This is a genomic window from Rhodococcus sp. NPDC060090 (assembly GCF_042729855.1).
In the GTDB taxonomy this organism is placed as follows: domain Bacteria; phylum Actinomycetota; class Actinomycetes; order Mycobacteriales; family Mycobacteriaceae; genus Rhodococcus.
The window spans coordinates 36,713-61,815 of the sequence record NZ_JBHWXB010000005.1 but is presented as its reverse complement, the minus strand read 5'-3'; the positions used below and the strand labels follow the sequence as shown (position 1 = coordinate 61,815).

General features: G+C 65.7%; 28 protein-coding genes. 10 read left to right on the top strand and 18 right to left on the bottom strand.

All coding sequences use genetic code 11. The annotated features are described in order from the left end of the window. Positions 1–10: 10 nt before the first annotated feature. From recC to ACFWCF_RS08495, 8 genes are all read right to left on the bottom strand, one after another. Entirely contained in the window at positions 11–3,328 is a 3,318-nt protein-coding gene (gene recC, locus ACFWCF_RS08530; protein WP_378559659.1) for an exodeoxyribonuclease V subunit gamma, read from the bottom strand. 107 nt (positions 3,329–3,435) lie between these two features. Continuing rightward, a complete protein-coding gene (locus tag ACFWCF_RS08525) occupies positions 3,436–3,651 on the bottom strand; it encodes an RNA-binding S4 domain-containing protein (RefSeq protein WP_378559656.1) in 216 nt (71 codons plus the stop codon). 78 nt (positions 3,652–3,729) lie between these two features. Next, complete coding sequence (locus ACFWCF_RS08520) at positions 3,730–4,239, bottom strand: SgcJ/EcaC family oxidoreductase (RefSeq protein ID WP_378559653.1); 510 nt, start codon at positions 4,237–4,239, stop codon at positions 3,730–3,732. A 105-nt stretch (positions 4,240–4,344) separates the two neighbouring features. Then, a complete protein-coding gene (locus ACFWCF_RS08515; RefSeq protein WP_378559650.1) occupies positions 4,345–4,548 on the bottom strand; it encodes a hypothetical protein in 204 nt (67 codons plus the stop codon). A gap of 73 nt (positions 4,549–4,621) precedes the next feature. Then, on the bottom strand, positions 4,622–5,920 hold the full coding sequence (locus tag ACFWCF_RS08510) for an alpha/beta fold hydrolase (RefSeq protein ID WP_378559647.1): 1,299 nt from the start codon (positions 5,918–5,920) through the stop codon (positions 4,622–4,624). Between the two features lie 50 nt (positions 5,921–5,970). Then, positions 5,971–6,480, bottom strand: coding sequence for a DUF2505 domain-containing protein (locus tag ACFWCF_RS08505; protein ID WP_378559645.1), 510 nt, complete (start codon positions 6,478–6,480; stop codon positions 5,971–5,973). A gap of 97 nt (positions 6,481–6,577) precedes the next feature. After that, positions 6,578–6,784: a hypothetical protein gene (locus ACFWCF_RS08500; protein ID WP_378559643.1), complete on the bottom strand. Its 207-nt coding sequence runs from the start codon at positions 6,782–6,784 to the stop codon at positions 6,578–6,580. Between the two features lie 90 nt (positions 6,785–6,874). Then, on the bottom strand, positions 6,875–7,150 hold the full coding sequence (locus ACFWCF_RS08495; RefSeq protein WP_378559640.1) for a helix-turn-helix domain-containing protein: 276 nt from the start codon (positions 7,148–7,150) through the stop codon (positions 6,875–6,877). A gap of 73 nt (positions 7,151–7,223) precedes the next feature. Between ACFWCF_RS08495 and map the strand changes: the two genes are divergently transcribed. Then, positions 7,224–8,009: a type I methionyl aminopeptidase gene (map, locus tag ACFWCF_RS08490; protein WP_378559637.1), complete on the top strand. Its 786-nt coding sequence runs from the start codon at positions 7,224–7,226 to the stop codon at positions 8,007–8,009. A gap of 12 nt (positions 8,010–8,021) precedes the next feature. Here the strand turns inward: map and ACFWCF_RS08485 are convergent, their stop codons facing one another. From ACFWCF_RS08485 to ACFWCF_RS08475, 3 genes are all read right to left on the bottom strand, one after another. Next, positions 8,022–9,047 carry an alpha/beta hydrolase gene (locus tag ACFWCF_RS08485; RefSeq protein WP_378559634.1) on the bottom strand — a complete coding sequence of 342 codons (1,026 nt, stop codon included), beginning with the start codon at positions 9,045–9,047 and terminating at the stop codon, positions 8,022–8,024. Between the two features lie 103 nt (positions 9,048–9,150). Then, a complete protein-coding gene (locus ACFWCF_RS08480) occupies positions 9,151–9,360 on the bottom strand; it encodes a helix-hairpin-helix domain-containing protein (protein WP_378559631.1) in 210 nt (69 codons plus the stop codon). 16 nt (positions 9,361–9,376) lie between these two features. Then, positions 9,377–9,970 carry a TetR/AcrR family transcriptional regulator gene (locus ACFWCF_RS08475; protein ID WP_378559628.1) on the bottom strand — a complete coding sequence of 198 codons (594 nt, stop codon included), beginning with the start codon at positions 9,968–9,970 and terminating at the stop codon, positions 9,377–9,379. Positions 9,971–10,053: 83 nt separating this feature from the next. Between ACFWCF_RS08475 and zapE the strand changes: the two genes are divergently transcribed. Beyond that, a complete protein-coding gene (zapE, locus tag ACFWCF_RS08470; protein WP_378559625.1) occupies positions 10,054–11,028 on the top strand; it encodes a cell division protein ZapE in 975 nt (324 codons plus the stop codon). A 44-nt stretch (positions 11,029–11,072) separates the two neighbouring features. Here zapE and ACFWCF_RS08465 read toward each other — a convergent pair whose 3' ends face one another. Further along, positions 11,073–12,038, bottom strand: a complete 966-nt coding sequence (locus ACFWCF_RS08465) for an NAD(P)/FAD-dependent oxidoreductase (protein WP_378559622.1) — start codon at positions 12,036–12,038, stop codon at positions 11,073–11,075. Next, a complete protein-coding gene (locus ACFWCF_RS08460; RefSeq protein ID WP_378559619.1) occupies positions 12,038–12,847 on the bottom strand; it encodes a class I SAM-dependent methyltransferase in 810 nt (269 codons plus the stop codon). The genes ACFWCF_RS08465 and ACFWCF_RS08460 overlap by 1 nt, the downstream gene beginning before the upstream one ends. Before the next feature lie 78 nt (positions 12,848–12,925). Here ACFWCF_RS08460 and ACFWCF_RS08455 point away from each other — a divergent pair, with 78 nt between their 5' ends. After that, positions 12,926–13,525 (top strand): helix-turn-helix domain-containing protein, encoded by a 600-nt coding sequence (locus ACFWCF_RS08455; RefSeq protein WP_378559617.1) that lies wholly within the window; start codon positions 12,926–12,928, stop codon positions 13,523–13,525. Here the strand turns inward: ACFWCF_RS08455 and ACFWCF_RS08450 are convergent. After that, positions 13,505–13,873, bottom strand: a complete 369-nt coding sequence (locus ACFWCF_RS08450; protein ID WP_378559614.1) for a hypothetical protein — start codon at positions 13,871–13,873, stop codon at positions 13,505–13,507. The genes ACFWCF_RS08455 and ACFWCF_RS08450 overlap by 21 nt on opposite strands. A 155-nt stretch (positions 13,874–14,028) precedes the next feature. Here ACFWCF_RS08450 and ACFWCF_RS08445 point away from each other — a divergent pair, with 155 nt between their 5' ends. The 3 genes from ACFWCF_RS08445 to ACFWCF_RS08435 are packed head-to-tail and all read left to right on the top strand — an operon-like array spanning position 14,029 to position 15,431. After that, positions 14,029–14,673 carry a DNA alkylation repair protein gene (locus ACFWCF_RS08445; protein WP_378560212.1) on the top strand — a complete coding sequence of 215 codons (645 nt, stop codon included), beginning with the start codon at positions 14,029–14,031 and terminating at the stop codon, positions 14,671–14,673. 8 nt (positions 14,674–14,681) lie between these two features. After that, complete coding sequence (locus tag ACFWCF_RS08440; protein WP_378559611.1) at positions 14,682–15,104, top strand: hypothetical protein; 423 nt, start codon at positions 14,682–14,684, stop codon at positions 15,102–15,104. Positions 15,105–15,161: 57 nt separating this feature from the next. Beyond that, positions 15,162–15,431 carry a GlsB/YeaQ/YmgE family stress response membrane protein gene (locus tag ACFWCF_RS08435; RefSeq protein ID WP_378559608.1) on the top strand — a complete coding sequence of 90 codons (270 nt, stop codon included), beginning with the start codon at positions 15,162–15,164 and terminating at the stop codon, positions 15,429–15,431. Between the two features lie 53 nt (positions 15,432–15,484). On the opposite strand, the gene ACFWCF_RS08430 is transcribed toward ACFWCF_RS08435, so the two are convergent. Continuing rightward, positions 15,485–17,107 (bottom strand): long-chain fatty acid--CoA ligase, encoded by a 1,623-nt coding sequence (locus tag ACFWCF_RS08430; RefSeq protein WP_378559605.1) that lies wholly within the window; start codon positions 17,105–17,107, stop codon positions 15,485–15,487. A gap of 242 nt (positions 17,108–17,349) precedes the next feature. On the opposite strand from ACFWCF_RS08430, the gene ACFWCF_RS08425 reads away from it, so the two are divergent. Continuing rightward, the gene (locus ACFWCF_RS08425) at positions 17,350–18,195 is read left to right on the top strand and encodes an RCC1 domain-containing protein (RefSeq protein ID WP_378559602.1); all 846 of its coding nucleotides are present in this window, start codon (positions 17,350–17,352) and stop codon (positions 18,193–18,195) included. Positions 18,196–18,255: 60 nt separating this feature from the next. On the opposite strand, the gene fmdA is transcribed toward ACFWCF_RS08425, so the two are convergent. Beyond that, the gene (fmdA, locus tag ACFWCF_RS08420) at positions 18,256–19,509 is read right to left on the bottom strand and encodes a formamidase (protein WP_378559599.1); all 1,254 of its coding nucleotides are present in this window, start codon (positions 19,507–19,509) and stop codon (positions 18,256–18,258) included. Between the two features lie 45 nt (positions 19,510–19,554). Beyond that, the gene (locus tag ACFWCF_RS08415) at positions 19,555–19,845 is read right to left on the bottom strand and encodes an FmdB family zinc ribbon protein (RefSeq protein WP_378559596.1); all 291 of its coding nucleotides are present in this window, start codon (positions 19,843–19,845) and stop codon (positions 19,555–19,557) included. A 153-nt stretch (positions 19,846–19,998) separates the two neighbouring features. Between ACFWCF_RS08415 and ACFWCF_RS08410 the strand changes: the two genes are divergently transcribed. Continuing rightward, a complete protein-coding gene (locus ACFWCF_RS08410) occupies positions 19,999–20,961 on the top strand; it encodes a pseudouridine synthase (RefSeq protein ID WP_378559593.1) in 963 nt (320 codons plus the stop codon). 33 nt (positions 20,962–20,994) lie between these two features. Here ACFWCF_RS08410 and ACFWCF_RS08405 read toward each other — a convergent pair whose 3' ends face one another. Further along, positions 20,995–21,354, bottom strand: coding sequence for a zinc ribbon domain-containing protein YjdM (locus tag ACFWCF_RS08405; protein ID WP_378559588.1), 360 nt, complete (start codon positions 21,352–21,354; stop codon positions 20,995–20,997). A 371-nt stretch (positions 21,355–21,725) separates the two neighbouring features. Between ACFWCF_RS08405 and ACFWCF_RS08400 the strand changes: the two genes are divergently transcribed. Next, complete coding sequence (locus tag ACFWCF_RS08400) at positions 21,726–23,234, top strand: ABC transporter transmembrane domain-containing protein (RefSeq protein ID WP_378560209.1); 1,509 nt, start codon at positions 21,726–21,728, stop codon at positions 23,232–23,234. Then, positions 23,231–25,102 (top strand): ABC transporter ATP-binding protein, encoded by a 1,872-nt coding sequence (locus tag ACFWCF_RS08395; RefSeq protein ID WP_378559585.1) that lies wholly within the window; start codon positions 23,231–23,233, stop codon positions 25,100–25,102. The genes ACFWCF_RS08400 and ACFWCF_RS08395 overlap by 4 nt, the downstream gene beginning before the upstream one ends. The last annotated feature ends 1 nt before the right edge of the window (position 25,103 follow it).

Here is a 25,103-nt window from a genome sequence, read left to right as displayed (position 1 = left end):
CTCCTCCCCATCACGGGCGCCCCTGCGTTTCCGCTGCCAGCAACGGTTCCCACAACCGGCGTGACAGCACACCGAACCGGGTGGGGTCGTCGAACCAGGCTCGTTCGCCGGCGAGTGGTTCGCCGGCGATGAGGTCGCCGAAACCGACGCCGCTGCCGTACAGGTACTGCACGTGCCGGTCCTTCCCGTCGCCGAACTTTCCTCCGAACTCGTTTCCTGCGGAGTCGAGTGCCATGTCGATGGAGCCGCCGCGGACGCGCTGTTCTGCATATGCCGCGGACGCCCCCGTCGTCATGGGCAGGACCGCGCCCAGGCCGCGGTCGCGGAGATCGACGAGTTGCAGGAGCAGTTCGTGGGGGTCGTCCGGCGCAATCATCGTCGAACGCCACGCCGGCATCCGGCCGCGACCGCGACCGGTGGTCACCGCCTGCCACCTCCCGTCATGACCGGACGCGGCGGCGGCGAGGAGATGCACCCATGCCGTGATCCGGTGTTTGGCAGACAGCTTCGAAAAGACACTGCGCGCGATCACCTGGCCGTGGACTCCGCCCACAGTGCCGGTGAGCCGACGCCCGTCTCCGAGATCGACCATGGTGTCGATGGTGGTGGACCGGCCGCTGTGCACGGGCGCGCATGCAGAAACGAGACTTTCCACCGCATAGGTGACATCGTCGAGCGCGCTCTCACCGAGCGCATACGGCGGGAGCGTCCCGCGGCGCCACTCCGCGGCCCGGAAGTCGGCTGCGGAAACACCCGCGAGGCGGTATTCGAGCATCCGGTCGCCGAGATTCCATCGGGCCAGCGGGTCGAGATCGATGTCGAGCGCGTCGGTGGTGCCTTCGTCGAGTTCGGGAATCCGGATGCCGAGCCGCTGCCGCAGGAATCCCTGGGCAGGATGCACGAGGTACGCGACAAGGTCGGTGAGGTCGATATCGACCTGCTTCTCGGGTGGAGTGAGGAGGAGATGCGCGAGCACCGCGGACGCGTCCCCTGTGGCAGGATTCTGCGCCGCGCACGCACCTGCGAGCGCCGTCTCGTCGAAACTGAACGGCGCGTCGGGCAGGAAGTTCCGGGCGTCGAACGGCTGCAGTGGATGATGGCGGACCACCGGATTCACGTCGCCGTCTGCGACGCCGATCATCGTGGCCACCACGTCGCGCACTTCACTGAGCGGAATCGCAGGCGGCCGCGCCGCACCGGTAACCGGATCGGCACCGGTGTAGAACAGCAGCACCTTCTCACCGGCCGACATGATCGCGTCGAGCAACAACTGCCGATCTTCGCTTCGAGGGTCGCGTTCGCCGACGAGGGGGTTCTGGGTGAGTACGTCGTCGCCGTCGATGTGGGCGCTGCGGGGGAAGACGTCGTCGTCGAGGCCGAGGAGAACCACCACCCGATGCGGCACGGAGCGCATCGGCACCATGGTGCAGACCGTGAGCTCACCGGTGCGGAAGTTCGCCCGTGTCGGGCGCCCTGCCAATTGTCCGGCGAGCATAGCCCGCACATCGGGCAGTCGTAGCTCGGCGTCTCCGCTATGTTCGACGGCGGCACCGATCTCTCGATGCGCTTGAGCGCGTTGCCATGCGTCGGCGGCGGGAACGTCCACCAGCAGATCGAGTGAATGGGTGAGCGCCGCCGCCCACTGCCCCGCATTCTGGGGCCGGCGTAGAACCCACAGCGCTTTGTCGAGCCGATCGATGTACTCGGCGAATCGCCCGGCGAGGTCGATGTCGTTGCTCTCGACGTCGTCGAGCGGCATTGCCAGGGCAAGCCATTCGCTGTCGGCACCGTCTGCGGTCACTCCGAGCAGCACCCGGTCGAGTGCAGTACCGAAGGTGTTCTGGGGGAAGTCGGCGAGTCCGAACGCACTGCGTTGCCGCTTGCCCAGGCCCCAGCGGGCGCCCGATTCGGCGGTCCATTCCTGCAGCCGCTCGAGATCGTCGTCGTCGAATGAGAACATCCGCCGGACCGGTGCCGACGCCGCGAGGTCGAGTGCGTCGCTCGCGGTGACACGCGCATCGGCGAGGCCGAGCAGCGCCGCCACCACGGACAGCACCGGGTTGGTGCGACGCAGTCCGCGGTCGGCGAGGCGGACCCGCAGGCGGTGCCCCGGGTGCCCGCCGATGTCCTGGCCGAACGACGCCGCGACGAGCGGAGCATAGGTGTCGACGTCAGGGCACATGACGATGACGTCGCGAGGCTCGAGCGTCGGGTCGTCCTCGAACAGGTGAAGGAGGCATTCGCGCAGCACCTCGACCTGACGGGTCGGGCCGTGGCACGCGTGGATCTGCACGGTGCCGTCGGCCTGCGAACCCCCCTTCGTTCGCCCCTCGACGGGCGCCGTCTCCGGCGTGCGGTCGGCACGAACGTCGGCCTGGAGTCTGCCGAGCAGTGTGTCGGGTGGAGCGGGCACGTCGTGCTGTTCCTCGACTGCATCGAGCTCGGACAGCCTGCCCTGCAGTTCACGGACGTCGCGGGCAAGCGCAGCGAGAAGGGGATGCCCGACGAGGTCGACGCTGCGATCGTCTGCTCGCCGCAGTACCGGCTCGCGGCCTGCGAGGTTCGCCCACATCTGCGGGCTCGCGTGAGGCAGCCACAGGTGGACGTCTCGGCGGATGCCCAGCGCGGCCAGCACCTCGAGTTGGACCCGATTGAGGCGTGTCGGGCCGAACAGCGACAGCCGATCGGGCAGGTCGACGAGGTCGGGCTCTGCTCGCAGTCGCTCGCACATCTCGTCGAGCCGCTGTGCGGGGCTGTCGACCCCGATACGGTCGCGCAGGCGGCGCCACAGTTCGGCCTGCCACTGCAGGTGCTCGTCGAGCGGAGCTCCGGTGCCGTCGGTGTCGTGCCCGGCGGCCCAGTCGGTGAGCATGTGTGGCCGTTGCTGCCCGTAGCTGCGCAGCAGGTCGCGGAGATGTTCGGCGGTGGCATAGCGCCGACCCGCCCGGTGATCGTCGGTGCCGTGGCCGAGATGCCGCGTCAGCGTCGCACACCACGGTTGCCCGAGGCTCTCGTCGATGACGTCGAGCAATGCCCACAGCACGCGCGACGGATGCCAGGGATCATCGTCGGCGGTGGTGCCTGCGGCAACGGACAATGCCTCGTCGACGAGGCGGCCCGGCGAGGGGAAGGCAATGTTCGCTGCGACCCCGTCGCCCGCGACAGCACCGAGCACCGTCGACAACCGCTGGGTGAGCCACCGCTCGATACCGCGAGCCGGTACCGCGACGACTTCGCGGGCGAACGGGTCGGCCAGCGGGGTGGACAGAAGCTCGGCAAGTGCATCGGCCAGTGTGTCGGTGCGCTCGGCACGATGCAGTCTCAGCACGCGTAGGTCCCCCTCGTGGTCGTTCGATCCGTCGGCTACGGCTTATCACACCGAGCCGACAACCGCCCACCACCTGCGCGTTTCCGAACGTCAGGGCTGCGTTCTCGTCAAAGTAGGGACGTCGTTCCGAACACCGCGACGACGTGACCATCCGACACCGACACCACATCACCGGCCTGCAGTCGCTTGCGTGGACTCCGCACAGGAATGTGGTTGACGCACACAGCGCCTTCCATGAGGAGCGCCGCTGCCTCACCCCCGGACGTGGCCAGGCCACTTTCCTGGAGAAAACCGAACAGCGAGTCGGGCACGAGTGCCTGCATGCATTCGATGGTGGCGGGGAAATGCATCAACGCAGTCACCGCCCGGTGATGATCAGGTGAACTCGGAACGAACGGAGCTCACCTCGGCAGGAGCGGATCGAGGCGGGTGTTCTGGAACGAGCGGATCAGCCATTGCCCATCCGTCTTCAGCGCGACGCTCGTGTTACGCGACAATGCCTCGTCGGTGCACTCCGTCTCGTCGTTCCAGAGCACGCACCCCGTGCGGATGATGATCGCCATGTCCGGGCGTGGGAACGCCACGTTCTCGGAGATCTGCTTCAGTTCGGTGCCGCCGACATAGGTGTCGAAGAAGTACTGCATGCCGGACGCGATCTCGTCGTGGCCGTGCAACAGGTCGCCGCTGAACGTCATCACATCGGCGTCGTGAGTATGGATCGCGGCATACGCTTCGCCGTCACCGTTCTTCCACGCGTCGTGCTGACGTACGCGCAGTTCTTCGATGGCGTGGAGATCGGATACGAGTTCTTGCGCTGCAGACGGCGGCGCAGCACCCGCAGTCGCGACACCACCGAGCAGCATCACTGCTCCGATCATGCACGCAGACGTTGCATTTCGCTTCTTCGACATCGCGAGCTCCTTCGGCTGCGGGAGATTCTCGATGTCGAGTGTGCGGGCTGCGACCATTCGGGCGCATCCGGGACAATACCCATATCTGCCCCCATATCCGACCGTCTAGGAACCACCTCCGCCGGGTATATCGAACAACGGGAGTTGATCGCGCAGTGCCGACGCCGTGAATTCCGCGTGGTACCGCTCGCCCAGTTCGCGCGCCACGTGCGGGGGGCAGCCGAGCTCGTCGCCGATCTGATCCCAGGTGCGTCCGGCTTCGCGTTGCTCCCATGCGAAGCCGCCATCGTCATCCCACGGTGCCGACATGGCCTGATACTGCTCCGACAGCACTACCCCTGCAACGACCGACCGCGGCGTGTCGCGGATCACACGGCCGCCATCAGCCCCCCGGGCGGATCAGCGACGCGACCGACCCCGCGCGTTTCCCGAGCCCCACTGCAGTAGCGATCGCCGGGCCGAGAGCGTTCGACATCCCCTTCTTCGGCAACCTCGACAGCATCGGAGCCAGTTCAGGCACGTGTCCGAACCCTTTTCCGCTCAACGAGTCCGAGCAGGCATCCGACACTCCGACCGCGACGAGCCGGTGTGTGTCCAGTGCACTGTGCGCCATCCCTGCGACGGGTACGAGGACAGCCCCGGGGACAAGTTCGACGATGCGTTCGGCGACAGGCCGGGGCGTGCGTAGGTCGCGCTCCCCCGACAACACCGCTGTGGGCCACGTAAACTCCGGTATCCGAGTGGGGAGATCGAACGGTTCGGCGTCGAACGGCGGATGCGGCCGTGCCGCAGCGAAAATCGATTGAGGATCGAGTGGTTCGCCGTCGGTGGGGAGACCGAATCCCAGTTCGCGGTACATGATGTCCCGCACGAGATCGGTTTCCGCGTAGTACGGCACCACGGCTCCGTCCACCTCCGACCGGCCGAGTCGGGACACCGTCTGCCACGTTCGACGCAGCCGCCCGCAAGCGCGTTCCCGCAAGATCTCCGTGAGCACCTCGGGTCCGGCGAATTCGTAGGTGATCTGCACTATCGCGCTGATCTCGTCCTGCGGAAGGCCGGCGTCGATCGCGTTCCGCACTGCGATTACGACCGGTGCGAGGGCAGGATCGGAGCCTTGGAGGAAAAGCCCTCGCCGGTGGGCACGCACCATGTCGAGATCCTGCTCGACGGACAGCATCGGCGAATCGAGAATCATCCCCGCGACTCGCTCCGGGTGCCTCACCCCGAAGCCCTGTGCCAGGTAGGTCCCGTAGGACGAGCCGTAGACGAGAGCGCGTGACACGTCGGCCGCATCCAGGACGGCAGCCATATCATCGATGACGCGCTCGATCGTGACCGCGCTGCCCGGCAGGTCGTGTCCGTGTTCGTCTCGACGAGACAGGCCGACTCCGCGATGTTCCATCATGATCACGTCGAGCCCGTCGCGGGCTGCGAGAACCCGAAGTCGATGGTAGGGAACGGCCGATGCCAGCCCGGGTCCGCCGGGGAGGATCAGGATCGGGACTCGCCCGCGTGGGCCTGTTCGGACATAGGTGAGGGGAAAACGGGTGTCCGTATCGTCACCGACGAGTCGGTCGATGCGGCACCCGTCGCGTCGTGCAATACGGTGCGCGGCACGCTCCCGTCCAGCGCCGTGTGTGCCTGAAGACGTCGCGGTGGCGCGTGATCGAAATCCCATGCCACCCGACCCTACGGAAAAGTGGGGCCGCCGGAGCGGCCCCACTTTCGTCACTTGGCAGCGAGCCAGTCGTTCAGTTCCTTCTGGTCGCCGTGGACGATGCTCTCGACCATCTGGACGACGAGACCCTCGACCTGCCCGCCGACGACCGGAATCTTCACCGCGACTTCACCGGTGACCTCAACGACGGAACCACCCGATGCAGACGGGCGCAGCTCGGATCGGCCTTCGATCGAGACGGGCAGGCTCGAGGAGCCTCCGGTCATCGCACCCTGAGCACGGTCGCCGTCGAGCGCGCTCCACTCATCCGCCCGGTTCATCTCGAGCGGGCCACGAAGGATGCCCCGAACTACAGCGGGCAGACCTGCAGGGTCCATCCGGCCGGTGATCTCGACACGAATCGTCCCGGGGCCTGCGGGTGCGGACACGGTGATCGAGCTGCCGTCGGCGTCGGCGTCGGCGCCGCTGCGGCCCTTCCAGTAGTCCTCGCTGGTCAGTGCAGCGTGCACCGCGTCAACGCTGTGCTCGAATTCGGTGGTGAAGGAAAATGCTTTCGACATGGCGGGAACAATAGCTCCCCCACATCACAGCTCCACCAGGGGATCACCTGGTTCGATCTTGTACTCGTGACACTCGCTCACAGCACTCGGTTCGGCCTCACAGCAGCGCGGCGAGCACCGGCGCGCCGACACCGATCGAGAGAGCAGCCGCGACTCCCAGCAGCGGAGAACCGGCGATGAACGCTACAGCGAGACCCCCGAGCACGACCATGATCACCAGGAGTACGACACCTGCCGTTCTGGTTTCGGTCAGGGCCTGCTCCCGACTCGGGTTGTCGATCCGTACGGGTGTTGCAGTCGTCATCGCTTCATCCCTACCTTCGACTCATTCGACCAAGGGGTCGAGAAGCCGTGTTCCCCGTCTCAACGCGGCCCAAACCGACGCTGCCCCGCGCTATCCGGCCGACCGGACCGGATCGCCGACGGGAGACACCAGCGCAAGCTCGGCAAGTTCGTCCAGGGACACCGCAAGGACCTGCGCCAACGCCGCAACTGTCGCAAATGCCGGTGTTGCCATACGGCCGGTTTCGATCTTGCGGAGAGTTTCGGGTGAGATCCCCGCCTCACTCGCGACTTCGGCGAGCGTGCGGGTGCCGCGAGCCTCACGGAGACGTCCACCGAGGCGACGACCTGCCGCGAGCTGTTCCGGGGTGAGCGGGAGACGAACCATACGCACGACCCTACACTCTTGTGGTATTAAAATACCGGTACCGTTGATTTCGACCACTCGCGAAGGACCACCGATGCTCGAGCTCAAAACACCCGGAGAAGTTGCCGCCATGCGCGTCACGGGGGCATTCATCGCCGATCTCCTTGCCGACCTCTCGCACCGGGCCGAACCCGGCGTCAATCTCCTCGACCTCGAACAGCGCGCCCGCGATCTCATTGCGGAACGCGGTGCGGTGTCGTGCTATTGGGACTATTCCCCGTCGTTCGGGCGCGGCCCGTTCCGGAATGTCATCTGCCTGTCCGTCAACGATGCCGTACTTCACGGGCTCCCCCACGACTACATACTGCGCGACGGCGACCTGCTCACCATGGACATCGCGGTGTCGATCGACGGGTGGGTCGCCGATTCGGCGCGCAGCATCGTCGTCGGAAGGCCGCGGGACGAAGACCTCCGGCTGATCGACGCCACGCAAAAGGCGCTCGACGCCGGCATCGCGGCAGCGCGGCCGGGCAACAGGTTGGGCGACATCTCCGCCGCCATCGGCGCGGTGGCAGCCGAGTACGGATACCCGGTCAACACCGAGTTCGGTGGGCACGGCCTCGGACGCACCATGCACGAGGACCCTCACGTGTCGAACGTCGGCCGGGCCGGTCGCGGCCTCGTCCTGCGCCCCGGGCTCACCCTCGCGCTCGAACCGTGGTTCGCCGCGGGAACCGCCAAGATCGTGTACGACCCGGATGGCTGGACCATCCGGTCCGCGGACGGGTCACGCACTGCACACAGTGAACACACCATCGCCGTCACCGACGACGCTGCACACATTCTGACGGTGCCACTTCCCGATCTCGCGACCTCATGATGCGCTGCGGCTCTATGCAGTCACCTTGTGCACGAACGTAATCGTGCGGTCGAGGGCGTCGCGAGCATCCTGAAGCGACAGGTCGAACTGGTACTCGTGCCCGAGTTCGGGCGTGTGATCGTCCGGGTAGAAGACCTCGTCCACCGCAACACCGATCTCGGACAGTTTGCCCGCCAGCGGCTTCGACTGCGTGGCGGTGAGCGGATCGGCGTTCCCGCCGTTGATGAATGCCGCCGGGAAGTTCTCTGTGACGACGAACAGGCTCGACATCTGCCGGGCAGCCTTCGACGACGCGAAGTCACGGTCGCCGGTGTAGGCCCAGAGCGCCTGCTGGACGCCCCATCCGACCAGACCGCCCGCACCGTCCATGGCAGGCACGTTGTAGATACCGCAATTGAGGACCACGCCACGCAGTGCCTCCGCAGACAGCGCCGGTTCCACCCCGAGGCCACGGGCGGCCTCGGGGTCGGTGATTGCCGCGGCGAGCTGTGCCGACAGCTGAGCGCCCGCGGAGTCCCCGGCGAGCACGATCCGCCCGGTGTCGATGTGTAGTTTCTCTGCGTGCGCGAGCAGGTAGGCGTGCGCGTCGTTGAGCTGGTGAACGGCCGTCGGATAGCGGTGTTCCGGCGCGAGCGAGTAGCCGACGGATACCACCGTGAACCCCGCGTCGGCGAGCCGCTGGTAGTACCCGGCGTAGTTCTTTCGATTACCGGATATCCACGCGCCTCCATGCGTCCACACGACGGTGGGGAGCGACTCCGTCGTCCCCGTCGGCGTGTACACGTCGAGGTACGCGTCGGGGTCGTCGCCGCGGTAGGCGAGGTCTGCGACGAGATCGGTTGCCGGCGCGCCCTCCTCGAGATTTGCCGTCAGCCTGGTTGCGTCCCGCTCGAACACCGCCCTGACGACGAGTGCGCCCGGCGTCGGGCTCAGCACGAAGCCCGCGAGCGCAATCACCACGACGAGCGCGAGCACAAGCAGGGTCCACCGCAGAATGTGCCGTCGCGGGCGGTGGGTCGCGGGGGCCGCGGCTGTCATCGTGATCTCCTGTCGTGAACCCACATCCGAGCGAACGGATCCTTCGTCTCTTCAGACCTACCGGGTGTGCCGTTCGCTCAGCCGGATTCGAACCTCACCGACCCTACGACGCGAAGTCCTGCCCCCGCTCGGCGAGAACGTCCGAGAGGATTCGCAGCGCCTTGGGACCCACACCGTGCAGCGCCGCCAACTCCGCCTTCGAACGGGCTGCGACGTCGTCGAGCGTCACCACTCCAGCATCGAGCAGGCCTCGCGTCGCAGGCTTGCCGATGGACGCGGGTAGATCGCTGTCGGGCGGCGGAGCTGTAGCCATAGGGCAAATGATAGAGCTACCGAGTGCAGAGCGCGCCGATCCAAAGGGCGATAGCCTGCCGTACCGGCTCTCGGTGGTCGTCGAACCGGGTGTCGGTACCCAGCGCCCGCGACCCGTAGGTGAGATCGAAGACCATGCCTTCGAGCAGAACGATCAGGTCGCGTGCGGCCCCGTCCGGATCGTGCGCACCCAGCGAATCCATCAGGGTGGTCGCCGCAGGCCGGGAGAACAGGCACGACGCCAACGCCACGCGCAGGATTTCCTCGCTTGCGGCGTCGACTGCCAGTGCGTATCTGGCGAGAACATCTCGTCGCCTGTCGACGACCAGCGTCTCGAGTTGGCCGGTGATCAGCGCGCTCGCTTCCTCGGCCGATCGGGGTGGTTCTGCGGGCAACGCGGCGCGGAAGGATTCGCTCGACCCCTGCGTGAGGCGAGCGATCGCGGCCGAGACCAGCGCCTGCCTGGTGCGGTAGTAGTACGACGTGGAGCCGCGCGCGAGTTCGAGTCGTGCGTCGATGCCCCGGTGGGTGAGCGCATGGTTGCCGCCCTCCGCGGCGAGATCCAGAGCCGCGTCACAGATGACGTCTCGGCGAGAGGCGCGGTGAGGCATGTCTCCATCCTCCCAGACTCTACGATAGTAGAGTTCCGACCATGGGATGGTTTCGCAATACAACCCCGGCCCATCCATCCGGGGTGCAACCTGATGCATTCGACCACGCCGCAAAGACACTCGGATTCACCCTGGACGCAGCTCAGCGACATGCCGCACTCGAACTCGCGACTGCCGAACGGGGCCTGTACCTGTGGGGGCCGGCCGGACGCGGTAAGACCCGGCTCATGTCGATGTACTTCGATGCACTCCCCACTCACCGGAAGCTGCGAGTCCACTTCCATGAATTCTTCCGCGACCTGCACACCGCCCTCGGACGCCACCGACACAACCTCGCTGCCACCCTCGACGAACTACTCGGTGGAGTGGATGTCGTGTGCTTCGACGAGTTCCACATCCACGATCCCGCCGACGGCATATTCATCTCGCGCCTGCTATCCGCACTCCTGCGCCGCAACGTCAGAGTCGTTCTGACCTCGAACTACCCACCACGTTCGCTCATGCCGAATCCGCTATTCCACGATGATTTCGTGCCGACCATCGAATTGATCGAGCAGCAACTGACGGTTGTGGCAGTCGACGGCCCCGTCGACTACCGCACCGCGTCGGGCCACGACACCGGATGGCCGGCCGGAGCATGGATCACACCCGACTCAGCGCACCAACTCGCCCGCCTCGGTCTCGACCCACCCGGGCTCGACGAAGCGGTGACGGTCGCTCCGGCCGGCCACCCGATCCGCCTCCAGCGCGGCACCAGTGGTGCCCTGTGGATCGACTTTTCCGACCTGTGCGTCGACACCACCGCACCGGCGGACTACCTCGCCCTCGCCGAGTCCTTCCAGTTCTGGGTCGTCAGTGCAATCCCCGACCTGCGCACCGCAGGCAGAGAACCGTCGCAACGCTTCGCGAACGTCGTCGACGTTCTGTACGACCGCGACATCACGACCACGTTCATCTCGGCGACGCCACTGGATGCACTCACCGAAGAGGCTCCACTCCCCCACGACGTCGAACGCATCATCAGCCGGCTGGGCCAGCTGGTCCGTCCGGATCCGTGAACCACATCCTGTACTGCTTCGGACGACTCGGGCCGCCGCCGGTGTCAGCGCTGGGCGGTGCGATCCCGGACGGCCGAAGCCACATCCTCCGCCACGAGATCAGCATTGACGGCGGCCCCCGCCATCACACCCGCCCCCGATGCCACCATCACCATCGCCGACAGGTCGCTCGCATTGCCCGCAGCCCACACTCCGGGCACCTCCGTCTTCCCCATCGGATCGGAGTCGATGAAGGCTCCGAGCGGGTGATCGGTCATGGTGCCGCCGAGCTGTCGGTACAGGTCGGCCCGAGCGTGGAACCGTGGGGCGACCACCACCGCGTCCTGTTCGGCGTCGGGTGCGCCGTCGAGTACGACGGTGACCCCCTTGTCTCCCTCGTCGCGGAGGCGTACGACAGCGACATCGACCACGCGGATCTGCCGTGCCGCCAGCTGTTCGACCGAGTCGGCGTCGAGTTCCGGCATGGTGTGGGTGAACAACGTGACGTCGTCGGTGAGCTGCCGGAACAACAGCGCCTGGTGGACACTCATCGGACTCGACCCGATCACACCGATGCGCTGATCCCGCACTTCCCATCCGTGGCAGTAGGGACAGTGCAGCACCTTCTTGCCCCACATCTCCCGTACGCCCGGCAGCTCGGGCAGTTCGTCGACGAGCCCTGACGCCAGCACGAGTCGTCGCGCTCGCACGGTTCCGCTTTCCTCGAGGTCCACCTCGAACGCATCACCGTCCCGGCGCACCGCTGCGGCGGTGTCGACGCGAATCTCCACCCCGTACCCGACCGCTTCCTTGCGGCCTGCGGCGAGGAGCTCGAGCGGTGGAACACCGTCGTGGCCGAGCACGTTGTGCGCGCCTGCGGCCGGCGCATTGCGTGGTTCTCCGGCGTCGACGACGAGCACCGAGCGTCGCGAGCGGGCGAGCGCGATCGCGGCACTCAAACCTGCCGCGCCACCCCCGATCACAGCAACGTCGTAGTGCGCAATGGCAGACTGCTCGGTGTTCGTGTTCATCAGTTCGCTCCTCGATCGAGTTTTCTTGCTGCCCATGCGGTTCGGTTACTCCGGACCCTCAGGTCGGTCCTGGTGGGCAGAGAGTCGGGGCCGTGGTCCGCGCACAGTCGATTCAGGGTGTCGAGATCATCTGCGGACAGGCCGTTTCCGAGCCCCTTACGAAGCTTGCTCAACACCGTCCGCGCGTAGGTACGGGCGGTTGTCGTATTGCCGTCGAGGTCGATCTCGGTGCGGCGCACGGCTTCGACGTCGAATCCTGCGCGTTCGAGGTCATCGCTCCAGTCCGGATGGTTGTTCCATCCGCGTTCGGCGGCGAGCGTGTGAGCGCGCGCTTCGAGCCCCGGCGTACCGATCCCGATGTCGTCGGGAAGGAAGCGCGGCTGGGATTCCATTTCGACGACCACCAGGAGCGCTCCAGGATTCAGCGAAGCATGGAGTTGCTGCAGGAAGACGGCCGGATCCCGGACGTGATGGAGCGACAACGCCGCCCACACGAGATCGGCCGATTCCACAGCAGGCCAGCCGGCGTCCAGATCTGCCTCGACAGTGTCGACCCGATCCTGAAAGCCATACTGACCAGCAATGTCACGAACTCGAGCCAGCATCTGCGGTGACCGATCGACGGCGATCAGTTCGGCCTCGGGGAATCGTTCGGCGAGGGCACGCGTGCCCGTCCCGGTTCCGGCCCCCACATCGACGATGACACGGGGAGTCGACCGGTCGGCGATCCATTCGACCAGGCCCTCCAGGTATCCGAGATGGACCTCGGCGTCGAGATCCAGTAGATCTGCCGGGGATTCGTCGTGCATGTGTGCTTCGTGGTGACTGTGGTGGTGCATTCCTCCACGCTATAGCGATCAATGCCGAATGCGCATACCATCTTGCCTATGGAGCAAGAAGATATTGATCTGGACCAGGTCGTCCGGCAGCGCATCCGGAGCCTGCGCCTGGCGCGCGGGTGGACACTCGATGCACTCGCTACCCGCTGTCACATCAGCCCATCGAATCTGAGTCGCATCGAAACCGGCCGCCGCAGAATCGCATTGGATCAGCTCGTCCCGATCGCGCGAGCACTCGACATCACGATCGATCACCTCGTCGAATCCGACGACGACCAGGATGTGGTGATCAGGCCGCAGCCCCAGAACATGCCCGGATACACCACCTGGCTTCTCTCACGCGAACGCTCCCTCAACGGAGTGACCATCGCGAAGATGCGCATCACGAACGAAGACCCTGCCCCCACGGAGACGCTCTCGGTCCACCCTGGCCACGACTGGTTCACCGTCCTCACCGGCACCGCGCGCCTTCAGCTCGGTGAGCGCACCATCCTCATCCAGGAGGGCAATGCCGCCGAGTTCTCGACGATGACGCCGCACGCGATCAGTGCCCACGGCGGCGTCGTCGAAATCCTCACCATCCTCGATCACAACGGCGAGCGCGCACACCTCCACGGCAACGGTGTGTCAGCGAGCACTCGGTCGTAGAGACCACTGCGCAACCGCCGCGACGCCGTCCGAAAGCGCAGTGGTGATGAGGAGGCCGCGACCCAACCGCGACGGCGCCCGCGACAATCCGACACAGCATGCCGCCACCCAGCCGAGATTGACCGCTGCAGCAATTTCGAGATCGCGGCGCCGCGCCGGACGACGAACCGCCGCACGCACCAGGACGACGCTGGTCGCGCCCAGTGCAACGGCAACAGGCACTCGTACGCGTTGAGACGGGTCGACCGATCCTGCGGCCCGCTCGTCCAGCGACACTGCCACCGCAGCAGCCGCGCATCCGATGCCGTCCAGTCCGAGTACCGCCCGTGCGAGTTCGTCCCGGTTCACATTTCGGCCCCCACAGTGTTCAACCGAATCGCGGTCAGTGGCAGCGTAACGCGATGAGAAGGCGCTCGACACACGTAGTGTGAATTCCATATCGACGAAGAACGGAGCGAACGGTGGCCGGATCCACGGTGGAACCGCCGACAGTGTCCGAGTTGATGGCTGAGCTGGCAGAACTCGAAGACCCGAAGATCCGCGAGGTGAATGCCCGGCACGGCGACGACCACGCCGTCAACCTCACGAAGCTGCGCGCCATCGCCAAGAGACTGAGGACGCAACACGAACTCGCGGGCGAGCTCTGGGAAACCGGAGACAGCGCAGCGAGGCTTCTCGCGATCCTGGTCAGCCGCCCGAAAGCGTATTCACTCGACGAGCTGGACACCATGTTGCGGCAGGCACGTGTGCCGAAGGTGCAGGATTGGCTCGTCAACTACATCGCGAAGAAAAATCCACATGCCGACGAGTTGCGAGCCCTGTGGTTCGACGATCCGGATCCCGTTGTGGCGAGCGCCGGTTGGGACCTGACTTCCGAACGCGTGGTGAAGGGCCCCGAAGACCTCGACCTCGCCGGCCTGCTCGACATCATCGAAACGCAGATGAAGGATGCTCCGGAACGATTGCAGTGGGCCATGAACACCTGTCTCGCCCGGATCGGGATCGAACACGCCGAGTATCGCGCTCGTGCACTCGACATCGGCGAGCGATTGAAAGTGCTCGAGGACTATCCGACCTCCCCGGGATGCACGTCCCCGTTCGCCCCCATCTGGATCACCGAAATGGTGAATCGACAACTCGACAAGTGAGGTCCTCCATGAGACTGATGCGTGCCGTCGGTGTCTGTGCCACCACCATTGCCACATCGGTCCTGTTCGCGGCAGGAGTCGCTTCGGCCTCGACGACCGTCCCGTTCCAGACCGACCCGGCGCCGTACGGCAATCCGAACGGAAGCTTCGACGCTCCGTCGATCCGCTGCGTCGCGGTGATCGGCGAAGAGCCGGGCACCATGACGATCACAGGAGGGAAGAAGGACGGGTGGGGATGCCTTCTCTACGCGGATGTGCAGTGGGTCAACCTGTCGACCGGTGAATCCGGCTCCGCTCGCCTGTCGGACGGGCTGAACGGCATTCCGGCGTTCGCCACGATCGACACCGGCGCCGGACAGATCGCCGTCCTCTTGACCTCGACAGCTGCCGGACCGGTTACCCCCGGCATCGCCACATTCCAGGTGCCGTAACCGGCGTCCGATCGAGAAACACCACGTCGAGAAGAATCTGCTGCATATACTCCGGCAATGCTGATCATCGGGCTCATTCTGTTCGGGATACTTGTCGGCGCAGGTGCACAATTGATTCTGGGCAAGTCCACGTCCGGAATCGATTGGACAGTAGCGTTTGCTGCAGGAATTGGCGGCTCGTTCGTCGGCGGCCTGCTCATCAGCCTGCTCGCCGGGGACGGTCTCCATTTCCGACCCAGCGGCATCATCGGCTCCATCGTCGGCGCCATCATCGTCACCGCGGCGTGGTTCTGGTGGAAGGGACGAACGAACTCCTCCGTGGGCTGACATCGAAGGGCCTGCCGCACCGTCAGCGGTGCGGCAGGCCCTTCGGGTCCGCGTCAGATCCGTGTGACGTCCAGCCCACCGTCGTGATACTGCGACCGCAGGCGCTTCTTGTCGAATTTGCCGACGCTGGTCTTGGGAACCTCGCTGACGACGGTCCAATTCTCGGGAAGCTGCCACTTGGCAACCTTGTCCGACAGGAAGTCGCGCAGCGTATCGACGGTCGCGGTGGCCCCCGCACGAAGTACGACTGCGACCAGCGGACGTTCGTCCCACTTGTCGTCCGGCACACCGATCACCGCTGCTTCGAGAACATCAGGGTGCCCCATGACGGCGTTCTCCAGATCGACCGAAGAAATCCACTCACCTCCGGACTTGATGATGTCCTTGGTGCGATCCGTCAACGTGAGATAGCCGTCCGGAGTGATGCTTCCGACGTCGCCCGTGCGCAACCATCCGTCGTGGAACTTCTCGGGCGCCTCGACACCGTAATAGGAGGCTGCGATCCACGGCCCACGGACCTCGAGTTCACCGATGCTGACGCCGTCGTTCGGAACCACCTCGTCGTCGTCACCGACGAGACGGGCCTGCACCGACGCCGGGAATCGTCCCTGCGTGTATCGGTAATGCCACCGCTCGTCGCCCTCGGCATTCACCGGCGGCCGCGCCACCGAGCCCAGCGGCGACGTCTCCGTCATTCCCCAGGCGTGCAGGACCTGCACGTCGTGGTCGGTCTCGAATGCGTGCATCAACGACGGCGGCACCGCCGATCCACCGATCAGCACCTCCTTCATGAAGGAGATGTCCTGCGGATGCTCTTCGAGATACTGGTGCAGACCGAGCCAGATGGTCGGGACTGCGGCGGCAAAGGTCGGACGTTCGGCGGCGATGAGCGCGGCGAGCGGTTCGGGCTGCAGAAAGCGGTCGGGCATGATGAGCGATGCACCGATCATGAACGCCGCATACGGCAGACCCCACGACATGGCGTGGAACTGCGGAACCACCGCCAAGGCCCGGTCGCCCTGGCGAAGTGCAGGCCCCTCCGTCGTGCATACCTGCATCGAATGCAGATAGATCGAACGGTGAGAGTATGCAACACCTTTCGGATCGCCGGTGGTGCCGGAGGTGTAGCACATCGCGGCTGCGGATCGCTCGTCCACTTCGGGCCAGTCGAAGTCGGTGGGCTGGTCGGCGATCAGCCCCTCGTAGGTGTGCAGCTGCACGCCGTCCGGCGCTTCGAGACCGGCGGTCGAGTCGCCGGTCACGACCACATGCTTGACGGTGGTCAACTGCGGCAGCTGCGGTGCCAGCAACGGCACGAGGGTCGGATCGACGATGATCACGTGATCCTCGGCGTGGTTTGCCACGTGGATCAGCTGTTCCGGGAACAGGCGAATGTTGAGGGTATGCAGGACGGCGCCCATCGCCGGTATGGCGAGGTACGCCTCGAGGTGTTCGGCGTTGTTCCACATGAACGTCGCTACGCGCTCGTCGTCGTTCACACCGAGTCCGCGCAGAGCGTGCGCGAGCTGCGCACACCGTTGGCCGACCTCGGCGTACGTGCGCCGACGCGGACCGGAGTCGGTCCAGGTCACCACCTCCGCCTGACTGTGGACGGAGCTGCCGTGGCGCAGAATCTGCGCGATGGACAGGGGTGCGTCTTGCATGGTGCTCAACATGACTCGCTCCTCTTCGATCGGTTCGCGACCATTGTGTCGCACGACACGGCATTTTCGGACCATCGGGGCAGGGATCGAGCGCCTCGCGCGAGCTTTCCTCCTGTTGTCCGGCTTGCCGTGGGTCGTGAGGCAACGGAAACCCGGACAACGGGGGGAAAGTGTCGCAACGGCCGTCCTCCGCTCAGCGTGTGGCGGGGTCGAACACTTCGTCGGCATTCTCGCGGCTGGCAGTATGGAAGCACATGACCGTACTTGCCGCAGGTAGACGCCATTCGGTTGGCCTCCACAGCGACGGAACCGTCGTCGCTGTGGGAAATAACTTTGCCGGCGAGTGCGACGTGCTCGAGTGGCGGAACGTCCTCGCAGTAGCTGCCGGGAATGTGCACGCCGCACGGAACACCGGCAGGTCGCATACCGTCGGCCTTCGTGAGGACGGAACCGTCGTGGCCGCAGGATGGAACGGCGACGGGCAGTGCGACGTGAGCGCGTGGCACGACCTCGTGGCGATCGGCGCGGGCTGGCGCCGCACCCTCGGCGTGCAGGCAGACGGCACCGTCGTGGCTGCCGGACGCAACTCCGAACAACAGTGCGACGTCGACCCCTGGCGCGAGATCGTCGACGTCGCCGTCGGTGACTGGCATTCCGTCGGGATCCGGGAAAACGGCACTGCAATCGCCACGGGCAACAACCGATTCGGACAGTGCGGGGTCGGCGAGTGGCGCAACCTCATCGCAGTCACGGCGGGATATCTGCACACCGTCGCCCTCAGAACCGATGGAACCGTTGTTGCCGTCGGGCACCGCAAGTCTGGTGCATGCGGCGTCGACGGGTGGGCCGACGTGACATCGGTGGCAGCGGGAAGTCATCACACCGTCGGTGTGCTCGCGAGCGGCAAGGTTCGCGCGGCCGGCGACAACAGCCACGGGCAGTGCGATGTCCACCAGTGGCGCGACATCGTCGCGGTCGCGGCGGGCTCGGCCCACACGCTCGGTGTGCGCGTCGACGGCACCGTCATCGCTGTCGGGAACGGGGTCGACGGTCAATGCGATGTCGACGACTGGTGCGGCATCCGGTCACCCCGCTTCTGACGTCGTCCGGGTCGTTCTACCGGTCATGACGGCCGGCGAACGCGCTCCGGTTCGCGCGACTCACGCCGGAGAACGCGGCGCCCCCATACCCCGGTCGATCCGGACCGGACCCTCCGCCGTCGGCGACAGCGGGAAGTCGAAGATTGCCGTCGGAAGATAGACCGTGGCACAAGAGTTGGGGATGTCCACGACTCCGGAAAGCCGTCCCTCGATCGGCGCGGCGCCGAGGAGAAGGTACGCCTGCTCCGGGCTGTATCCGAACTTCGTCAGGTATTCGATGGCGTGCAGACACGCCCGCTGGTACGCCAATTGCGAATCGAGATAGCGCTGTTCACCGTCGAGCGTCACCGACGTACCCGAGAACGCAAGCCATTCGGAGAACTGAGGATCGGTGTTGCCCGGCATGAAGATCGCGTTCTCACTGACCCCGTAGGTATCCATTCCGCCGCGGATGAGATCGACACGCAGATCGATGAAGCCACCCATTTCGATGGCACCGCAGAAGGTGATCTCGCCATCGCCCTGCGAGAAGTGCAGGTCGCCGACCGACAGGTTCGCGCCGTCGACGAACACCGGGTAAAAGATCCGGCTGCCCTTGGTCAGGTTCTTGATGTCCTGGTTGCCGCCGTTCTCGCGAGGTGGAGCAGTACGTGCGCCCTCCGCCGCGACACGGTCGAAGTCCGCCCCGGTGAGGTTGCCGAGGATCGCACCGTTCGGCTCCGGCGGTAGTGCCAACGGCGGTACCCGGTCGGGGTCGGTCGCGATCAAGGCGGCTTCGCGGGTGTTCCAGGTGGACAACAGATCGTGCGACGGAGCTGTTCCCATCAAACCCGGGTGCACGATGCCGGTGAACGACACGTGTGGAATGTGACGGCTCGTCGCTTTCTGGCCCGAGAAATCCCAGACCGCCTTGTAGGCGTCAGGGAACTGGTCGGTGAGGAAGCCGCCGCCGTTGGGCTTGGCGAAGATGCCGGTATAGCCCCAGCCCTGTCCGGCGAGCGGCCCCGAATCCTCCTGCGGGATCGGGCCGAGGTCGAGAATGTCGACGACCAAAAGGTCACCCGGTTTCGCACCCTCGACCGCGAACGGTCCCGACAGCGCGTGGACCGTGTGCAGCGGCGCGTTGCGGATGTCGTCGGCGGAGTCGTCGTTGTGGATTTCCCCGTCGAACCATTCTCGGCAATGCACCCGGAACGACTCCCCCGGTTTCACTGTGGCCACGGGTGGGATGTCGGGGTGCCAACGGTTGTGACCGATCTTGTCCTGGTCGGTGAAGCGGCGTGTCGAATCGAGAGGAAAGATGACGTCGGGCACTGGACCTCCTGGGTCGGTCGATCGCGTGGGGTCGGTCGATCTCGTTCAAGGGCGAGGAAGCAGCCGATGCCTCGGGTCGGTCGAGACCGGACGCGACGATCGCCGCGGGCCACCGGGGAGCGCACCCGACACGACGTCCGGATCTGACGCCGTACGCGCAGTCGCGTCATGCAGGCGCATCGCGCTCGATGCACCGCGACCGAGACGCGGCGCGGTGATCGCACGACGCGCTTGCTGCGCGCAGGAAGGGCATGCAGTGGACGAGCCGACGTCGCTCATCGGAATCAAGGCATCGAACAGACCGCACTCGGCACACCGGAAGTCGTACAGCGGCATCGGCATCGACCTTTCGAAGGGACCAGCTGTCAAAACCGTAACCGACCAGGATGTTCCGCGCGCTGCGTCGACGAAATTCGTAGCTCCTCGGCAATATCGCCGCACTCGGTCCCGTCTGCCATCCACGCAGCCGCCGGTGGGAGAATCGATCCTATGCCGATGCCCTCACCGCTCCCCGTCAAGAATGGGGTCGGGCCGACGCGTCTGCGTGTGCCGACGTCCGGCCCGTGGTCGACGATCGCCGAGTACGTGGTGGCGAGGTTCGACCATATGGACACCGGCACTCTGTATCAGCGGTTCGACGACGGTGAGATCGTGGGCGCCGACGGCAGTCCTATCCACCGCAACACAACGTTGGGCACGCACCGGTTCATCTGGTACTACCGCGAACTGCCGACGGAAGATCCGATGCCGTTCCACGAGAAGATCCTGCACATCGACGACGACCTCGTCGTCATCGACAAACCGCACTTCCTCCCGACCACACCGGGTGGGCGCTACCTGCGCGAATCGGCACTCGTCCGCTTGAGGATCCGTCTGGACAACCCCGACCTGACGCCGATTCATCGACTCGACCGCGCGACGGCCGGACTGGTGATGTTCTCGACCCGCCCCTCGACACGCGGCGCATACCAGTCACTGTTCGAGAAGCGGCAGGTCGTGAAGGTCTACGAAGCGGTGTCCCCACGACCCGCCGGATGGGACCCCGACGCACCGACACTTGCAAGCCGCGCCGTTCCCGTCACCTATCGCAACCACATCGAGGCGCGTAAAGGCGAGTTGCGAGTGGTCGTCGACGACGCCCGTGAACCCAACTCCGAGACCGCGATCGATGTGCTCGGGTCCGGTGTGAGCGCCTCCGGACGCGCTGTGCTCCATACGATCCTGCGCCCACACACCGGGCGGATGCATCAGCTGCGGGTGCATCTGGCCGCGCTCGGAATCGGGATCCTCGGCGATCATTGGTATCCCGAGCTCATGCCCGAGTCCCCGGATGATCATTCCCTTCCGCTCCAATTGCTCGCGCGGGAACTGGAATTCACCGATCCGCTCTCAGGAATGATGCGGCAATTCGCCAGCCGCCGAACGTTGCAAGAGGCGCCGATTCCGGAGTAGGCCGAGCAACACCGCTGATGATTCCCGGGACGCTCAGACGACCTTCTTCACCACGCTCGACTTGAGCTGCATCTGACCGAATCCCGGCACCTTCGCATCGAGATCGTGGTCACCCACTCCATCAGTGATCAACCGGATTCCGCGTACCTTCGTGCCCATCTTCACGACACCGCCGCCTGCACCCTTGACCTTGAGGTCTTTCACGATGTGGACGGTGTCGCCGTCGGCAAGCACGTTGCCGACAGCATCCTTGACGACGCCCTCGGCAGCATCGGTCTCCTCATCGACGTCCGTGGACCACTCGTGACCACACATCGGGCATGCCAACAACGCGCCGGTCTCATAGCTGAACTCACTCACACATACGGGGCACGGTGGAAGTTGATCTGACATAAGAACGGGACGTTATCACACCAACCAAAACGCACATCCACCTGGGAAACCAATGTTGCGAGGACGACGAGACAGACCCGTTGCCGCACTTCTTCGGCCACGTGATGAAGCACGGAATCCGCTGCGACGGTCATTCCGATCTTCAACGGACACATTCCGGCTCGCGCAGCACCGTCCAGCGGGTTCGATATCAGCCGCCACTCGATACTCGCGCCCAGGCTGGGCCGAACACCCACGAGGCGGCGCGACAGCTGGGTCGCGGTAGCTCGGCTGTAACATCTGCGCTTGTGCTCGATACTCCTCAGGCACCCGAGCAGGGAAGTATTGTCGACTATTCGGCGCTACCCGGGCCGGGTGCGCGAAAGTCCAAAATGCCTGCTCTCGACGCACGAGGGTGGACGCTGAAGGTAGCGCTCTCTCAGCGTCCGTGGAGCTTCGTTGCCTCGGTCGGTATGGCGCTCTCGTTCGTCTGCAACGGTCTCACGCCCGTCGTGGTGGGCAGGGCCGTGGATGAAGCCATCGCCACCTCGTCACCCCACCGACTGGGATTCTGGATCCTGGTTCTGGGAGGCCTCTTCGCGCTCGCCATCGGCGTGAACTGGGTTGCGCGTTTCATGCTGATCCGCAGTCAACAGCTGGTCGGCCATGATCTGCGCACCATGGTCACCGACCGCATACAAGATCCGCGTGGGTTCGCCGGCCGAGAGCGCACCGCAGGCGGATTACTGTCGATCGCGTCGTCCGACACCAGCAGGGTCGGCGACATCGTGATGATGACGGTCATGCCGGTGGCCGAGGCTGCGGCCATCACCTACGGCGCCATCATCATGTTCACCATCGACCCTTGGCTGAGCCTGGCCACCCTCATCGGTGGCCCTCTCCTCGTGGTCGTGGCCCTTCGAGTGGCCCGACCACTGCAGAGCCGTTCGGTGGCACGTCAGCATGCGATCGCTCAGGCTGCGGCGACCGCCACGGATGTGGTGCAGGGACTGCGGATCCTCAAAGGTCTGGGTGCCATCGTCACTGTCCGGAGTCGCTATGACGAGGTCTCGGACATCGCCTATCGCAAGACCGTTCACGCCAATGCGGCCGAAGCGAGCCTCAACGGTGCCACCGAGGCGGCCGGCGCGATCTTCGTCTCCGCCCTCGGCATCGCTGCCGGCGCGCTTGCACTCAACGGACACGTGACCATCGGCGAACTCATCACGGTCGTCGGCCTGACCCAGTTCCTCATCACTCCGATGACGATGTTCGGCAGGAACCTCGCCTCGCGCTGGGCCTCTGCCGAAGCATCCGGACGACGTATCCGAGAGGTTCTCGGGGCGGACTTCGAACGCACCACCGAGGTCGACGCCGCCAGGGCCGACCAGTTCATGGAAACGCTGCCGACCGGCCTCACCGTCGTACACGGCATCGACCACGAGCTGATCTCCCAACTGGAATCGCTACCCCGGCGCAGGGTGATCGTCGTCCCGCATGCAGCGGACCTGTTCGACGGCAGCGTGGCCGACAACGTCTACCCCGACCGGGCCACCGCCGAGGAGGCCCTCCGAGTCGCCTGCTGCGACGACATCCCAGAGGGCCCCGACAAGCGCGTAGGAGAAAACGGACGCATGCTGTCCGGCGGTCAGCGTCAGCGCGTGGCCTTGGCGCGCGCCATCGCCTTCGATCCCGAAGTCCTCGTGTTGCAGGATCCGACCACTGCGGTGGACTCGGTGACGGAGCAGAACATCGCCGAGCAGGTGTCCCACCACCGAGCAGGCAAGATCACGCTCGTGCTCAGCGAGTCACCGGCGTGGACCGCTGTAGCGACCGGCCACCTGGATGTCCAGGATCTGAGGGCTACAGCCGAGGAACTTCTGGCGGGGGCCACGCTATGAGTTCGCCGACGAGCGCGACCCCACCCGCCAAGGCCGACACCGCTCTCCGATTCCCCCTGGCCACACTGGGGCAGGTGCGGCGCGAGGTGGCACGACAGTTGGGGCTGGTTCGCCACGCGAAGCTGTTGTTCCTGTTCGCACTGGTGCTACTCGGCCTCGGTGCCTACGCAGGTGTGCTGGTGCCGCAACTGATGGGCCAGATCGTGGACCTGGTGATAGGCCACACCCAGCGATCGCTGTGGCCCATCGGCGCGGGCCTGATTTCCGCGGCGATCGCCGGCGCGGTCATGAGCGCCTGTGGCTTCTATCTGGTGGCACGGCTGTCCGAACGCGTGATCGCGAACCTCCGCCAGGACATGGTCGGCACCGCCCTGGGACTGCCCACCCACCGAGTCGAGGATGCAGGCACAGGCGATCTGGTCAGCCGTTCCACCGATGACGTCGCCGAGCTGTCTGCCGCCGTCACCGAGACCGTGCCGACGCTGTCCACCGCGTTGTTCACGGTTATCGCCACCGTCATCGCCCTGTTCGCATTGGACTGGCAGTTCCTGATCATCCCGGTGATCGTCGCTCCGGTGTACTACTTTGCCGCGCGCCTCTACCTCGCCAAGGCCCCCAAGCGCTACGCCGACGAGCGCGCCGCCATGGCCGAGCGCGCCCGCCGCGTGTTGGAGGCCATCCGGGGTCGTGCGACAGTGCGTGCCTTCTCGATGGAAGACCGGATGCACATCGATGTCGGGAACGCCTCGTGGGGCGTGGTCCGCAAGGGCATCAGTGCACGCACCACCATGCTCGGCCTCAACGCCTGGATGCTCGGCGCCGAGTTCCTCATGCTGGCGATCGCGCTGTCGGTGGGATACCACCTGGTGTCCACCGACGCTCTCACCGTAGGTGCCGTGACCGGAGCGGTCCTCATGATCATCCGGCTGCGTGGTCCCTTGAACACGTTCATGCGCGTGCTCGACGTCGTACAGTCCGGTTACGCCTCGCTGGCGCGGGTCGTGGGAGTGGTCACCGACCCGCCGATGCCGGTGCCCGACAGCAGTGTCGATGCTCCACGGGGTCGCGTCGAGCTGCGCGACGTCAGCTTCAGCTACGGCGGCGCCTGGGCCGTACGCAATATCGACATCACCATCGACCCGGGTGAGACCGTCGCCATCGTCGGCGCGTCCGGGGCCGGAAAGACCACGGTGGCAGCGCTGGTGGCGGGTTTGCGTGTACCCGATGCGGGTGAGGTGCTCGTCGACGGGCACCCCGTGTCGTCGCTGTCCGACCGTGAGCGCATCGCCCGTCTCGCCATGGTCAGCCAGGAGGTGCACGTCTTCTCCGGAACCCTGCGCCAGGACATGACTCTCGCCAAACCCGATGCCACTGATGCGGAGCTCCATTCGGCACTCGATCGGGTTCATGCGCGGCCGTGGTTCGACCGGCTGGCTCAGGGCCTCGACACCGTGGTCGGCGCGCAGGGTATCCAGCTGGATCCGGTGGCCGCGCAGCAGCTTGCACTGGCTCGCATCCTGCTTCTCGACCCGGCCGTCGTCATCATGGACGAGGCGACTGCCGAGGCGGGCTCGGCGGGGGCCGGGGCGTTGGAAGATGCAGCCGACAAGGTGACTCGTGATCGTTCGGCCCTGGTGGTGGCGCACCGCTTGGACCAGGCCTCGCGCGCCGACAACATTCTCGTCATGGACTCGGGCCGAGTCGTTGAGCAAGGCACCCATGACCAGTTGCTCGCGCGTGGCGGGATCTACCACCGATTGTGGTCCGCGTGGACTGCCGGCCGACAAGGGATCGACAACGTCGGTCACGGTGCCGCGGTCGCGGAGGAAGTCGGCGACAAGAACCTGCCGACGAAGGTCACATCGTAGG